This window comes from Methylobacterium sp. J-001, assembly GCF_022829565.1.
Classification (GTDB): Bacteria; Pseudomonadota; Alphaproteobacteria; order Rhizobiales; family Beijerinckiaceae; genus Methylobacterium.
This window is the reverse complement of record NZ_JAKSYN010000133.1, coordinates 1-12,545: the sequence shown is the minus strand read 5'-3', so window position 1 is coordinate 12,545 and position 12,545 is coordinate 1. Positions and strand designations below refer to the sequence as shown.

General features: G+C 70.3%; 14 protein-coding genes. 9 read left to right on the top strand and 5 right to left on the bottom strand.

Annotation, left to right across the window (positions count from 1 at the left end; translation table 11 throughout):
- Positions 1-114 precede the first annotated feature (114 nt).
- From MKK65_RS15275 to MKK65_RS15250, 6 genes are all read left to right on the top strand, one after another.
- Positions 115-831 carry a PhoH family protein gene (locus MKK65_RS15275; RefSeq protein WP_243958638.1) on the top strand — a complete coding sequence of 239 codons (717 nt, stop codon included), beginning with the start codon at positions 115-117 and terminating at the stop codon, positions 829-831.
- 132 nt (positions 832-963) lie between these two features.
- The gene (locus MKK65_RS15270) at positions 964-1,200 is read left to right on the top strand and encodes a hypothetical protein (RefSeq protein ID WP_058192794.1); all 237 of its coding nucleotides are present in this window, start codon (positions 964-966) and stop codon (positions 1,198-1,200) included.
- A gap of 145 nt (positions 1,201-1,345) precedes the next feature.
- Positions 1,346-1,630 carry an accessory factor UbiK family protein gene (locus MKK65_RS15265; protein ID WP_243958636.1) on the top strand — a complete coding sequence of 95 codons (285 nt, stop codon included), beginning with the start codon at positions 1,346-1,348 and terminating at the stop codon, positions 1,628-1,630.
- Positions 1,631-1,919: 289 nt separating this feature from the next.
- Complete coding sequence (locus MKK65_RS15260) at positions 1,920-2,429, top strand: YbjN domain-containing protein (protein WP_058192796.1); 510 nt, start codon at positions 1,920-1,922, stop codon at positions 2,427-2,429.
- A gap of 23 nt (positions 2,430-2,452) precedes the next feature.
- Positions 2,453-3,256, top strand: coding sequence for a pyrroline-5-carboxylate reductase (gene proC / locus MKK65_RS15255; protein ID WP_243958868.1), 804 nt, complete (start codon positions 2,453-2,455; stop codon positions 3,254-3,256).
- Between the two features lie 93 nt (positions 3,257-3,349).
- Positions 3,350-4,141 (top strand): TetR/AcrR family transcriptional regulator, encoded by a 792-nt coding sequence (locus MKK65_RS15250; protein ID WP_201025766.1) that lies wholly within the window; start codon positions 3,350-3,352, stop codon positions 4,139-4,141.
- A 182-nt stretch (positions 4,142-4,323) separates the two neighbouring features.
- Here the strand turns inward: MKK65_RS15250 and MKK65_RS15245 are convergent, their stop codons facing one another.
- Entirely contained in the window at positions 4,324-6,327 is a 2,004-nt protein-coding gene (locus tag MKK65_RS15245; protein WP_243958634.1) for a methyl-accepting chemotaxis protein, read from the bottom strand.
- 688 nt (positions 6,328-7,015) lie between these two features.
- Positions 7,016-7,453, bottom strand: a complete 438-nt coding sequence (locus MKK65_RS15240) for a histidine kinase (protein WP_243958631.1) — start codon at positions 7,451-7,453, stop codon at positions 7,016-7,018.
- A 230-nt stretch (positions 7,454-7,683) separates the two neighbouring features.
- Between MKK65_RS15240 and argJ the strand changes: the two genes are divergently transcribed.
- From argJ to MKK65_RS15225, 3 genes are read left to right on the top strand one after another with little or no spacing between them, the layout of a single operon-like run.
- A complete protein-coding gene (gene argJ / locus MKK65_RS15235) occupies positions 7,684-8,934 on the top strand; it encodes a bifunctional glutamate N-acetyltransferase/amino-acid acetyltransferase ArgJ (RefSeq protein WP_243958629.1) in 1,251 nt (416 codons plus the stop codon).
- On the top strand, positions 8,931-9,650 hold the full coding sequence (locus tag MKK65_RS15230; protein WP_243958627.1) for an SIMPL domain-containing protein: 720 nt from the start codon (positions 8,931-8,933) through the stop codon (positions 9,648-9,650). The genes argJ and MKK65_RS15230 overlap by 4 nt, the downstream gene beginning before the upstream one ends.
- Entirely contained in the window at positions 9,647-10,075 is a 429-nt protein-coding gene (locus tag MKK65_RS15225) for a (deoxy)nucleoside triphosphate pyrophosphohydrolase (RefSeq protein ID WP_243958625.1), read from the top strand. Before MKK65_RS15230 ends, MKK65_RS15225 begins: the two co-directional genes overlap by 4 nt.
- 37 nt (positions 10,076-10,112) lie before the next feature.
- On the opposite strand, the gene MKK65_RS15220 is transcribed toward MKK65_RS15225, so the two are convergent.
- Genes MKK65_RS15220 through MKK65_RS15210 form a run of 3 tightly spaced genes read right to left on the bottom strand, consistent with a single transcriptional unit; the run spans position 10,113 to position 12,197 of the window.
- Complete coding sequence (locus MKK65_RS15220; RefSeq protein ID WP_243958623.1) at positions 10,113-11,090, bottom strand: Gfo/Idh/MocA family protein; 978 nt, start codon at positions 11,088-11,090, stop codon at positions 10,113-10,115.
- 30 nt (positions 11,091-11,120) lie between these two features.
- Entirely contained in the window at positions 11,121-11,528 is a 408-nt protein-coding gene (locus tag MKK65_RS15215) for a DoxX family protein (RefSeq protein ID WP_243958620.1), read from the bottom strand.
- A gap of 36 nt (positions 11,529-11,564) precedes the next feature.
- Positions 11,565-12,197 (bottom strand): alpha/beta hydrolase, encoded by a 633-nt coding sequence (locus MKK65_RS15210; protein ID WP_243958619.1) that lies wholly within the window; start codon positions 12,195-12,197, stop codon positions 11,565-11,567.
- Between the last annotated feature and the right edge of the window lie 348 nt (positions 12,198-12,545).

Below are 12,545 nucleotides of genomic sequence, written 5' to 3'. Positions count from 1 at the left end.
ACCTTCGGCATGGCGCCGGAATTAGTTTCGCAATAGAATAGATCCGGGAGCAACAAGGTAAACGGCAGTTCATCGACAGATCCAGGTTGGCAAGTCCCGTTGGAGTGTTGATCCATGAAGCGACGCCGCACACGACTTGAACTGGTTGAAGACCGCACGCCCCGTATCCACCGCACACGCTTCGACGACGAGCGCATCCTCAGTCCGATCCAGCCCCTCACCGACCGCCAGGCCGAATATCTCGACGCCCTGGCCAGCTCCTCCCAGGTGATCGTCCTCGGGCCCGCCGGCACCGGCAAGACCTACATCGCCGGGACCCGGGCCGCCGACCAGCTCCGCCAGCGCCGCATCTCCAAGGTCGTGATCACCCGCCCGAACGTGCCGTCGGGCCGCTCGCTCGGCTTCTTCCCCGGCACCCTCGAGGAGAAGATCGCCCCCTGGGTCGCCCCGCTGACGGAAGCCATGAAGGAGCGCATGGGCCAGGCCGCCTTCGAGATCGCGCTCAAGACCGGCGATATCGAGATCGTGCCGTTCGAGGTGATGCGCGGGCGCACCTTCAAGAACTGCCTGGTGATCCTCGACGAGGCACAGAACACCACCACGGCCGAGATCAAGATGTTCCTGACCCGCATCGGCGACGATTGTCAGGTCATCATCAACGGCGACGTCTCCCAGACGGACCTGCGCGAGACCTCCGGCCTGCGCACGGTCATGCACCTGATCAAGAGCCGGATGATGCCGATCCCGGTGGTCGAGTTCACCCGCGACGACATCGTCCGTTCCGGCATCTGCGCCGAATGGGTGAAGGCGTTCGAGGAAACGAATCTCTAATCCAGAAGTTGTTGGCGGCGGGTCCTCGCGGGCCCGCCGTGCCCTCACCGGCACGAGACGACTCTCCGAACCTCCCGTTTGGGAGGATGAACCGGGCGTCATGCCCGGAGATCAGAACATTGGAGTCTCCTCGTGAGGAAACTGACCTTCGCCTTCGCCGTGCTGGCCTCGCTGGGCGGTGCCGCCCTCGTCCAGCCCGCCAGCGCCGCCCCCGGCCTACCCTCCGGCGTCACGGCGCCCGACGCCCTGACGCAGGTCCGTATGACCCCGATGGAGCGCCGCATGATGCATCGGCGCATGGAGCGCCGGATGATGCACCGGCACATGCACCGCAAGATGATGCACCGGCGGATGATGCGCCGCATGTGATTGCGACGAGCGGGGCCTTCGGGCCCCGCTTCCATGTCCGGACCGCGTTTCGGACGTTGCTCCGCACCCCGCGGATTCCTATCTCGTCACCCTGAATCGCGCAGTCAGGCCGCCGAACGGCAGCCGGCCGATCCGGGAGACCACGATGCCCCCCTCGAACCGACTGTTCGACGATCTCGCCCGCCTGATGACCGATGCGGCCGGCGCCGCCCAGGGCGTGCGCCGCGAGGCGGAGACCGTGGTCAAGGCGCAGGCCGAGCGCCTCGTCCGCGACCTCGACATCGCCTCCCGCGAGGAGCTCGACGTGCTGCGCGATATGGTGACCAATCTCCGGACCCAGAACGAGGCGCTCGCCGCCCGCGTCGCCGCCCTGGAGGCCCGGGAAAGCAGCGCCGGGGCCGGCGCGGCGGGGCTCAGCGAGGTCGTCTGAGTCCCCACGGCAACGCTTCAGGCTTTTGCACAGGAAGCGCAGCCGGTGATTTCGTTTCCTGTTCACCGAGCATGACCTGCACTTTGTGTCGCGAGTCACGGCCGGTCTATAGTCAGGCATAGGGTGATTCGGCGGTTGCGGGGCGATGTCCGCAGAGCTTTGACAGTCGATCGCGTCACCCCCGGCCCGTCTGTGCCGGTCGTTTCAAGTTCTCGGAGTGTTCTCACACTCTTCTCGCGTCCCCGTCACGTCGGTCCGGGTCGATTCCGGGCCGTCCTTTTGGATCGTCATGCCGCTTCTCCACGTCGACTTCCACGACCCTGACCGGAACGAGCATCCGCTCGACGTCGTCGAGCGTTTGGCGTCCCTGCGCGACTGGATCTTCGACCGGGCCGAGACCGACGAGATGTCGATCACCAGCCCCGGCCGCTGGACCGACTATCACGTCGCTTTCACTTGGATCGAGGACGTGGAGGCCCTGCACGTGGCCTGCGCCTTCGACCTGAAGGTCCCGGAGCGGCAGCGGATCGAGGTGCTGCGGCTGATCGCGATGATCAACGAGCAGCTCTGGATCGGCCATTTCGACCTGTGGTCGAGCGACAGCGTGGTGATGTTCCGCCACGCGCTGCTGCTGGCCGGCGGTGCGGTGCCGACCCATCCGCAATGCGCCACCATGATGAAGACCGCCGTGGATGCCTGCGAGCGCTACTTCCAGGCGTTCCAGTTCGTGCTCTGGGCCGGCAAGAGCGCCCGCGAGGCGCTGGACGCCGTGCTGTTCGAGACCGAAGGCGAGGCGTGACGGCGGTTCCCGACGCGCGGCGGATGCCCGCCTCCCTGGTCCTGGCCGGGGCCGGCAAGATGGGCGGCGCGATGCTGGCGGGCTGGCTCGACGCCGGCCTTGATCCCCGTGCCACCACAATCATCGACCCGGTGCCCGCCCGCGCGATCGTGGATCTCTGCGCCCAGCGCGGCATCCGGCTCAATCCGACGGAACCGGAACCCGGGGCGGTTCTGGTCCTGGCCATCAAGCCGCAGGGCCTGGAGGCGGCGGCCCCCGGCCTCGACCGGCTCGTCGGCCCCGACACGGTGCTGGTATCGATCCTGGCCGGCAAGACCATCGCGGACCTGCGCGCCCGGCTGCCCCGGGCCCGCGCCGTGGTCCGAGCCATGCCGAACCTGCCGGCCAGCATCGGCCGGGGTGCCACCGGCGCCTGCGCGAGCGCCGAGGTCACGCCGGCCCAGCGCGATGCAGCCGACACCCTGTTCGCTGCCAACGGCACGGTGGCCTGGCTCGCCGACGAGGCGCAGATCGACGCCGTGACCGCGGTTTCGGGTTCCGGGCCGGCTTACGTCTTCCTGCTGGTCGAGGCCCTGGCCGGAGCCGGGATCGCGGCCGGGCTCGAGCCGGCGGTGGCGCAGGCTTTGGCCCGGGCCACGGTGTCCGGCGCTGGAGCGCTCCTCGAAGCGAGCGAGGAAGACGCAGCCCAGTTGCGCCGCAACGTCACCTCCCCGGGCGGGACCACGGCTGCGGCCCTCGACGTGCTGATGCGTCCGGACGGCTTGGCGCCGCTCCTGCGCGAGGCCGTGGCGGCGGCCAAACGCCGGGCGGCCGAACTCGCCGGCTGACATCCGTGCGGCATCGCCGCGCGACGGGTCTGCCCATCGCCGCCGCCTTTCCTACATGAGGACCGACGACCGACAGGAGCGGGCGACAGACCCATGACCGAGAACAGAGCCCCGTCGAAGCGCACCCGCAAGGTTGCGGGTGCCGCGCAGGACGACACGAGCCAGGCCGGCGCGGCCCCGGAATCCCCCGCCCAGGCCGACAGCCCGCCGAAGCTGCCGCCCCGGGAAGCCGCGGTCGAGGCCCTGATGCGGCTCGCCGCCGAGCAGCCCTGGAACGACATCGAGATCGGCGACATCGCCCGCGAGGCCGGCCTGACGCTCGCCGAATTGCGCGACCTGTTCCCCTCGAAGGGCGCGGTGCTGGGCGGCCTCACCCGGATCATCGACCGCAAGGTGCTGGAAGGCGACAGCGCCGGCCTCGAAGAGGAGCCGACCCGCGAGCGCCTGTTCGACGTGCTGATGCGTCGGCTCGACGCGATGACCCCCTACAAGCCCGCCTTGCGCCGGATTGCCTACGCGTTGCGCGGCGAGCCGCTGTCGATGCTGGCCCTGAACGGCGTGATGCTGAACTCGCACCGCTACATGCTGGCGGCGGCCGGGATCGACACCGAGGGGCCGCTGGGACAGCTCAAGCTCCAGGGCGTGGTGATCGCCTTCGCCCGCGTCACCCAGGTCTGGCTCGAGGACGACGACCCGGCGCTCGCCCGGACGATGGCCAAGCTCGACAAGGAGATCCGCAACGGCGAGCGGCTCATGGAGCGCGCCGAGGATGCCCGGCGGCTGACTGCGCCGCTGCGCGCGCTCGGACGCTCGCTCCTCGACCGCCGCCCGCGCGCCCGACGCACCCCGGACGGCGACGAGACGGACCCCGCCGCCGCGATCTGACGCTGCGGATGACGCACCGCCTCGGGATCCTATTCCGCTATCCGCATCCTGAGATGCCCCCAGGATCGTAAGGGCTCGGGATGGCTCCTTCGAGGGCGACGCTGGGCGTCCCTCTCGAAGGAGACGGTTGCGGGAAGGCGATAGCCGGGCGGACGGGGACGCCGGCATCCGCCGCCCGCGCGTCAGGCGGCCTGGATATCCCGTAGGAAGCTGTCGACCTCCTGCCGGACTTTCTGAGATTGGGAGGCCAGCTGGGAGGCCGCGTTCAGCACCTGCGTGGCGGCGCTGCCGGTCTCGCCCGTCGAGGCCAGCACGCTGGCCACGTTGGCGGACACGTCCCGGGTGCCTTGGGCCGCCTCGCCGGCATTGCGCGAGATCTCGCTGGTCGCCGCCGTCTGCTGCACCACCGTCGAAGCGATCGAGCCGCTGATCTCGTTGACCGCCGCGATCGTCCTGGCGATCTGTTCGATCGCATCCGCGGCCTGGCCGGTGGCGGCCTGGATCGCGGCGATCTGGCCGCCGATCTCGTCGGTGGCCTTGGCGGTCTGGCCGGCCAGTTCCTTGACCTCGGCGGCCACCACCGCGAAGCCCCGGCCCGCCTCGCCGGCCCGAGCCGCCTCGATGGTCGCGTTCAGCGCCAGCAGGTTGGTCTGCCCGGCAATACCCGAGATCGTCGTCACCGCCGCGCCGATCTGATCGGCGGCGAGCCGCAGGCTGGCCATGGCGGCGTTGGTGGTCTCGGCCTCGTGGGCGGCGACACCGGCGACCTCGTTGGAGCGGATCACCTGCCGCTCGATCTCCTGCAGCGAGGCGACCATTTCCTCGGCTGCTGCCGCCACGGTCTGGACGTTGGTCGAGGCCTGCTCGGCGGCGGCGCTGGAGGCCACCGCCTGGGTGTTGGTATCGTCGGCGACCTGGGTCATCGAGCGCGCCGTCGCGTCGAGCTCGGTGGCGGCTCCGGTGACCACGTCGAGCGAGGCGGCGACGTTCTGCTGGAAGACGCGGACCAACTGATCGACCCGCTCGGCCCGGCTCAGGCGCGCCGCCTGCTCGGCCGCCTGGGCGGCCTCCAGCTGGATGCGGGCGATGGCGTTCTTGCGGAACACATCCACCGCCTTGGCCATCTCAAGCATCTCGTCGCGCACCGTCGGCAACGGTACGACGGACTGGGTATCGCCATCGGCCAGCCGCTTCATCGCACCGGTCATACCGACGATCGGCCGGATGATGCTGCGGGCGATCAGGAAGGCCAGAGCGCCGCCCAGTGCCAGGGCGAGACCGATCAGGCCGATCTGGATGCGTCGGGCATTCGCCACCGAGGCGGCGGTCGCCTCGGTGATCTCGTTCACCGCGACGAAGATTTTGTCGCGCGCAGTCTCGCCGCCCCGCTCGATCGAGTCCGCGAACGGCTTGATACCGTTCTCGAAGGCCTCCTTCGCCACACCCATCGCGCTGTCCCAGGCCTTGAAGCTGGCGGCATAGACATCCAGACCTTCGACGACGGCATTGATCTGCTGGGCGACGGTCGCACCGTCCTCCGTAGCCCCGAATGCCTTCAGGGTACCGCGAGCCTGCTCGATCGCTGCAGCGAATGCCGTCCTATCGTCCGCGGCCAACCTGATCATGAAGCGCGCGGCTTCGAGGCGGACCCGCATAACGGCATTCTCGATTTTCTGAATGCGACCGGACATGGCCTCGTTCGAGCGGGCATGCACCGCGATCGCCAGTGCTTCCGTCGCGCCTGTGACGGCATTGCCAGCCTTGAACATGCCGATCTTGGCTTCGCTCACGCTCGTGCCCGCTACGGCCAAGCGTTCCAGCGCCGGCTTCAGGGCGCGAGCGTCGTTGTTCATCTGCTCGTAGAGTGCGCGCCGATCGCTTTGCGGGGAACGGATGAAATGCTCGTGGCTCTTTTCCTCGATGACGCGCCGCGTCTGCTCCAGCGTCGTGATCTGCTCGGCGCTCGGCGCGAGGCGATAAATCTCAGCGGTCCCGGTGAGACGGGCCGCAAGGCTGTTGATCGTGAGGATTGACCGCACGCCCGTATCGAACCGGGCCCGCGACTCATATTGATCGATAATGTAACTCTGCTGGTAGAGCGAATAGGCGCCGATGCCGGCAGCAATCAGCACGAGCAGGGTGAATCCGGCATAGAGCCGGTGGCGGATTCCCAACTTCACAGGCATCGACTTTCACAAGAGCGCGCCCGCGGCGGGCACAACCGCGATAAAAATCCCTTCTGTGACAGTGTTATGTCAGAATTCGGCTATTTACTTCAGGTATCGAAGCGTAATTTTTAATCGCTCTTGTGTGGATCCAAAATTATTGATGCTCATCTCCGCATCTTTCAGCAGCAAAGTTCGACCTCTGGATGTCCGATCAAGAAATTGCGAGAACGATATAGCAATTTTTCGTTCGAAAATTCAGCTGGAACCCTTAGCGATGCATAAGATTCAGCTAAAGCAGCTTACATATATTGACACAGGACGCCTTTAAAAAATGTTTGTGATGCGACAGCAATTCATCGACAAAAACCAATCATCACTGAATAGTATTGGTCGCCGAACCATATTGATGCACATAATGCTCTCGACTTCGATGCGATGAAGCCGACTCAGCTGTCTCATTGATGCCGGACGCAGTCGCCTCGGATCAGCGGCCGCAATCGCGACACGACGGATCCGATCCCGGCTGGATCCCATGAGCCTTTCGCTCCGCACCAGCATCGCGAGGGCAGAACAGCGAAGGGCGCCGTTCAATCTTCGGCCCGAAGCCGCATTCCGCCGCGCAACGGGTTGCGAGAAACTCCGGGCTCCTTGGTTCTCTGCACAGCTGCCGGGCCTCGATCCCGGCGGATCCGGCAGGCGGCCGCCCTCAGGCCGCGCGATTCGCCAGCGCCTCGCGCATCAGCGAGGCGACCATGCCGTTCTGGAACTGCTCGCGCTGGATGAACAGGGCGTCCGGGACCAGCACCGAGGCCTCCTGCTCCGGCGGGTCGAACGGATCGCTGGAGAGGACGATGCGCAGGCCCGGGCGCAGGGCCCGCGCCTCGACCGCGAGCTGCGCGCAGCACAGGCCGCCGCCCTGCAGGGCCGCATCCACCACCATCACGTCCACGGGCAGCCCGAGGGCCAGCACCGTCATGGCGTCGACGCCCCGGTCGCAGGCGGTGACCTGATAGCCCAGCATCCGGATCTCGGCGGAAATCGCGTCGCGCCAGCGCTTGTGGCGGCCGACGACCAGCACCTGGATCCTATAGCAGACGCCTTGGGGCAGCCGGCCGGAGGCCGTCTCGACGTCGGTTGTGGGCATCGTCCGCACTCGACCTCGCTCTGGCTTTGCGATGCAGCATGCTATGCCGGGAACCAAGCCTCGCGCAAGCCCGACGCCGTGAAGACGCCGCATTCGGAGCCACCGCTGCCCAAAACGCATGCAGCCTCGTGCATGAGCATCGCGTAGGCGTGCGGTTGACGGCGCCGGGGTCGCGCGGGCAACACCGGGCCGCCGCGGGAGGTCCCGCGCGCTGCCGGAGCTTTCAGCCGATGTCGTCCGCGAAATCCCCGCCCGTCTCTCCGCTGGCGCCCGCTACGGTGCCGGAGCTGCCGCCGCTGCTGGGCGTGCGAATCGCCACCGCCCAGGCCGGCATCCGCTACAGCGGCCGCACCGACGTGCTCTACGTCGACCTCGCTCCCGGCACCCGCGCGGCCGGGGTGTTCACCCGCTCGAAATGCCCCTCCGCGCCGGTGGATTGGTGCCGGGAGGCCCTGGCGCACGGCGCGGCCCGGGCCGTGGTGGTCAATTCGGGCAACGCCAACGCCTTCACGGGCCGGCTCGGCCGGGAGGCCGTCGCCAAGACCGTGCAGATCGCCGCGCAGGCGGCCGGCTGCGGCGACCGGGAGGTCTACGTCGCCTCCACCGGCGTGATCGGCGAGCCGCTCCCGGCCGAGCGCTTCGAGGGCGTGCTGGCCGATTGCGCCGCCCGGGCCACGGACGGCCCGGCCGCCTGGGCCGAGGCCGCCCGGGCAATCATGACCACCGACACCTTCCCCAAGCTCGCGACCCGCACCGCCGAGATCGACGGCGTGCGCGTGACCATCAACGGCATCGCCAAGGGCGCCGGCATGATCGCCCCCGACATGGCGACGATGCTGGCCTTCGTGTTCACCGACGCCGCCCTGCCCCAGGCGGCGCTCCAGGCGCTGCTGAGCGACGGCACCAAGACCAGCTTCAATTGCGTGACGGTGGATGGCGACACCTCGACCTCCGACACCCTGCTGCTGTTCGCCACCGGAAAGGCCGGCACGACCGAGATCGCCGACGCGGCCGACCCGCGGCTCGCCGGCTTCCGGGAAGCCCTGGACAGCCTGCTGATCGAGCTTGCCCAGCTCGTCGCCAAGGATGGCGAGGGCGCGCGCAAGTTCGTCACCGTGCGGGTGACCGGCGCCGAGAGCGACGCCTCCGCCCACCGCATCGCGATGTCGATCGCCAATTCGCCGCTGGTGAAGACCGCGGTGGCCGGCGAGGACGCCAATTGGGGCCGGGTGGTGATGGCGGTCGGCAAGGCCGGCGAGCCGGCCGACCGGGACCGGCTCGCGATCTGGTTCGGCGATGTGCGCGTGGCCGTCGCGGGCGCCCGCGACCCGGATTACAGCGAGGACGCCGCCAGCGCCGTGATGCGCGAGCCGGAGATCGGCATCCGGGTCGATCTCGGGTTGGGCGAGGGACAGGCCCGCGTCTGGACCTGCGACCTGACCAAGGCCTACATCGAGATCAACGGGGATTACCGCTCGTGAGGGCCGGCCTCGCCAGCCTTCTCCTGCTAGCCCTGCTGCCCGCCCGGGCGCACGCCGACGATGACGCATGCAAGCGCCGCATCAGCGTCGTCGGGCACGCCGCGGAGGCGCGGGCGCCGGACTTCGCCGAGGTCACGGTCGGGATCGAGGCCCGGGGCGCGACCCCGGCGGCCGCCCTCGACGCGGCCTCGAAGGCGGTGGCCGGCGTCTCGGCGCAGGCGCGCGCGCTCGGCGTGCCGCCGGCCGATATCGGCACCGCCGCGGTGTCGCTCCAGGCGGGCTCGCGCACCGTGACCCGGCCCGGCGGCGCGGTCACCGAGGAGCCCGACGGCTACCGGGCCGGCAATGCGGTGACCGTCCGCCTCGCCGACATGGACCGCCTCGGTGACCTGCTGCGCCAGGCCCTCGAGTCGGGCGCGAACCGGATCGACGGGGTGAGCTTCGGTTTGCGCGAGCCCGACAAGGCCGAGGCGGCCCTTCAGGTCGCGGCGGCCCGCGATGCCCGGACCCGGGCCGAGGCGCTGGCCGAGGCGCTCGGCGCCAAGCTCGGGCCGGTCTGCGTGCTGACCACCACGGGGGGCGCGGTCCCGCCCCCGCCGGTCTTCGGCCGTGCCCTCGCGGCGCCGATGGCCGCCAAGGGCCGGCGCGTCCCGATCGAGGCCGGCACGATCCAGCTCGCTTCCGAGATCTCGGCCACCTTCGCGGTGGCGCCATGAGCGGGCCCGAGACGCCCGCCCTGCGCCTGTTGCTGGTGGTCGCCGTCGCCCTGGTCGACGTCGACGGCCGGATCCTGGTGAGCGAGCGCCCGGCCGGCAAGCAGCTCGCCGGCCTGTGGGAGTTTCCCGGCGGCAAGGTCGAGCCCGGCGAGCGCCCGGAGGAGACCCTGATCCGGGAGCTGTCCGAGGAGCTCGGCATCCGGGTCGAGGAGCCGTGCCTGGCGCCGCTGACCTTCGCCAGCCACGCCTATCCGGACTTCCACCTGCTGATGCCGCTCTACGTCTGCCGGCGCTGGTCGGGCACGCCGCGCCCGATGGAGGGCCAGGCGCTCAAATGGGTCCGCCCCAAGGCCCTGCGCGACCTCGCCATGCCCCCGGCCGACGCGCCGCTGATCCCGTTCCTGGTCGAGCTCTTGGGGAGCTGATCCGGGCTCGCCATCACACGCAGGACGCGCTCGAACCTCAGAGCCGCAGAATCCCCTCCACCACCTCTTGCACGGCGAGCGCCTCGGCGAAGGTGGCGAGGTGGTGGGGTTCGCCGCGTGTCATGCGGACGACGCCGTCGAGCTGGCGGCGCAGGGCGATCGGGCGGGCCTGGACGTTGGGCAGGGCATCGGGGGCCGGGGTGAAGGTCCCGTCCGGGTCGCGCCGCTCGGCGATCGCCCAGTCGCGCAGGCGGATGGCGCCGGCATCGCCCTCCAGCGTCCAGGTGTTGTGATCGTCCTCCGGGACGCCGCCGACCCGGCCGGTCAGGGTCACCGGGATGGCGCCGGCCCTCAGCGTCACGTCGATCGCCCGCTCGGAGCGGCCGGCCTCCGGGAAGGCAACCGTGCCGGAAAGCCCGTCCAGCGGTCCGCACAGGCGGCGGGCGAGGAACAGGAAGTGCGAGACCACCTCGCGGGTGAAGCCGCCCTCGGCCCGGGCGTCGAGCCAGCGCGCCGCATCGGCCTGCCAGGGGCGCGGCCAGCGGGCGAACTGCACCCTGATGCTGAGCCGCCGGGGCGTACCGACCGCGCCCTCGGCGATCCACCGCTCCAGCGCCGCGACGCCGGGCGAGGAGGCGAACGGGAAGTTCACCGCCCCGGCCGCCCCGGCCTCGGCCACGAAGGCGCGGGCCTCGGCGCGGTCGATCGCCAGGGGCTTCTCGCAGAAGACGGTCCGGCCGGCGGCCAGCGCCGCGCGAGCGTAGCCGAGATGCGAGGCCGGCGGCGAGGCGACGTACACGCAGGCGCTCGCTGCCACCACGGCGGCGGCATCGGCGACGAGCGGCACGCCCGGGAAAGCCGCACCCACCCGCGCCAGGGCCTCCGGGGACGGGTCCCAGAGGGCGGCGATCCGGACCGGTGAGTCCGATACGCCGTGGATCGCGCCGATCAGGCGCTCGCCCATGATGCCCGCGCCGATGATCCCGAGGGCGAGCGGCTGGTCGGTGGCGGTCATCAGGGTTCCTTGCGTGACGGTGGCGCCCGATCAGGCCCGGCCCTGTCGCGCGTCGAGGCTGAACGGGCCGGGCCCGAAGGCCGCGACCTGAAGCAAGCCGCCCGCCACGGCGAGGTTCTTCAGGAAGTGGAACATCTGGTTCGGGTCCGCCAGCGCCGTGTGGAAGGTCAGGGCGGTCGCCACCGTAAATCCCGCGAGCGCCAGGGCGACGAGCCGGGTCCGGTAGCCCGCGATCAGCAGCAGGCCGCCCACGATCTCCACCAGCGTCGCGGCCGCATAGGAGACCTCCGGCAGCGGCAGGCCGGCGGCCCGGATGGTGGCGAGCGTCGCGGCCGGGGCGGCGAGCTTGCCGATTCCGCTCACCAGGAACAGGGCGCTCATCAGGACCCGGCCGGTCACGGGCAGAAACGCCAGCGCGGGGGCGATCGGGGATGCCATGGGGGGACTCCGTGTCGGCAGGGGGAGGTTTGGCGATCAGGCCGCGTCCGGCCGGGCGAGCCCGCGGACCCAGTCGGCCGCGAGGCTGACATCGGCCTGCGAGAGGCCGTGACCGACCGGCACGACCCGGTGCTCGACCGCCGCGCCGGCGGCTTCGAGCTGCCGGGCGAGCCGGCCCGCATTCTCGGCCGGGACGATCGGGTCCATGGCGCCGGAGAGCATCAGCACTGGCTTGCCCGCGAGGTCGGCATCGGGGGGCTCGGCCAGCGGCACCATAGGCCGGATCAGCACCGCGCCCGCCAGCACCTCCGGGTGCAGCATCAGCAGCGCGGCGGCGATGTTGGCGCCGTTCGAGAAGCCGAGCGCCAGGGGTGCTTCGATCCCGTAACGGTCCCGCGCCGCGCCAACGAAGGCGGCTAGGTCCGCAGTCCGGCGGCGCAGGTCAGCCTCGTCGAACACGCCCTCGGCGAGGCGCCGGAAGAAGCGCGGCATGCCGTTCTCCGACACCGCCCCGCGGGGCGACAGCAGGGCGGCGCCCGGGGCCACGATCCGGCCGAGCGGCAGGAGATCGTGCTCGTTGCCGCCGGTCCCGTGCAGGAGCAGCAGCGGCCGGGCGGCCGGTGCGCCGGGCTCGAACCGGTGGATCAGGCTGAGAATGTCCTGGGTCATGGCGACCTCGCTGGTGGCATACTTCGAAGAACGGCCGTCACAGAGACCAACGGATCGACCGATCCGGCTCGTCGATAAGACCCTTGGAACACAGGACTTTTTCCCTCCCCCTTATGTGGGGGGGGGGGGGGGGGGCGGGGGGGGGGGGGGTGAGGGGGCCCCCGCGCCGTCAATCCTTGCCCCCCCCCCCCACCCCCCCCCCCAGAGGGGGGGGGAGGAACCCCACCGCACCGGTTCTTTACACGCCCGCCCCCCGAGGGGGAGGGAGGAGGGTAAGGCCAACCTTGGACCCGCCCCCCCCGACTGGGGCCGGGCGCCCCCCCGGCCGGCGGGCGCGTGTGGGGGGCG

Coding starts and splice junctions, on each gene's coding strand:
- MKK65_RS15275 (WP_243958638.1), top strand. CDS start 115: ATGAAGCGACGCCGCACACGACTTGAACTGGTTGAAGACCGCACGCCC.
- MKK65_RS15265 (WP_243958636.1), top strand. CDS start 1,346: ATGCCCCCCTCGAACCGACTGTTCGACGATCTCGCCCGCCTGATGACC.
- MKK65_RS15260 (WP_058192796.1), top strand. CDS start 1,920: ATGCCGCTTCTCCACGTCGACTTCCACGACCCTGACCGGAACGAGCAT.
- proC (WP_243958868.1), top strand. CDS start 2,453: ATGCCCGCCTCCCTGGTCCTGGCCGGGGCCGGCAAGATGGGCGGCGCG.
- MKK65_RS15250 (WP_201025766.1), top strand. CDS start 3,350: ATGACCGAGAACAGAGCCCCGTCGAAGCGCACCCGCAAGGTTGCGGGT.
- MKK65_RS15245 (WP_243958634.1), bottom strand. CDS start 6,327: ATGCCTGTGAAGTTGGGAATCCGCCACCGGCTCTATGCCGGATTCACC.
- MKK65_RS15240 (WP_243958631.1), bottom strand. CDS start 7,453: ATGCCCACAACCGACGTCGAGACGGCCTCCGGCCGGCTGCCCCAAGGC.
- argJ (WP_243958629.1), top strand. CDS start 7,684: ATGTCGTCCGCGAAATCCCCGCCCGTCTCTCCGCTGGCGCCCGCTACG.
- MKK65_RS15225 (WP_243958625.1), top strand. CDS start 9,647: ATGAGCGGGCCCGAGACGCCCGCCCTGCGCCTGTTGCTGGTGGTCGCC.
- MKK65_RS15220 (WP_243958623.1), bottom strand. CDS start 11,090: ATGACCGCCACCGACCAGCCGCTCGCCCTCGGGATCATCGGCGCGGGC.
- MKK65_RS15215 (WP_243958620.1), bottom strand. CDS start 11,528: ATGGCATCCCCGATCGCCCCCGCGCTGGCGTTTCTGCCCGTGACCGGC.
- MKK65_RS15210 (WP_243958619.1), bottom strand. CDS start 12,197: ATGACCCAGGACATTCTCAGCCTGATCCACCGGTTCGAGCCCGGCGCA.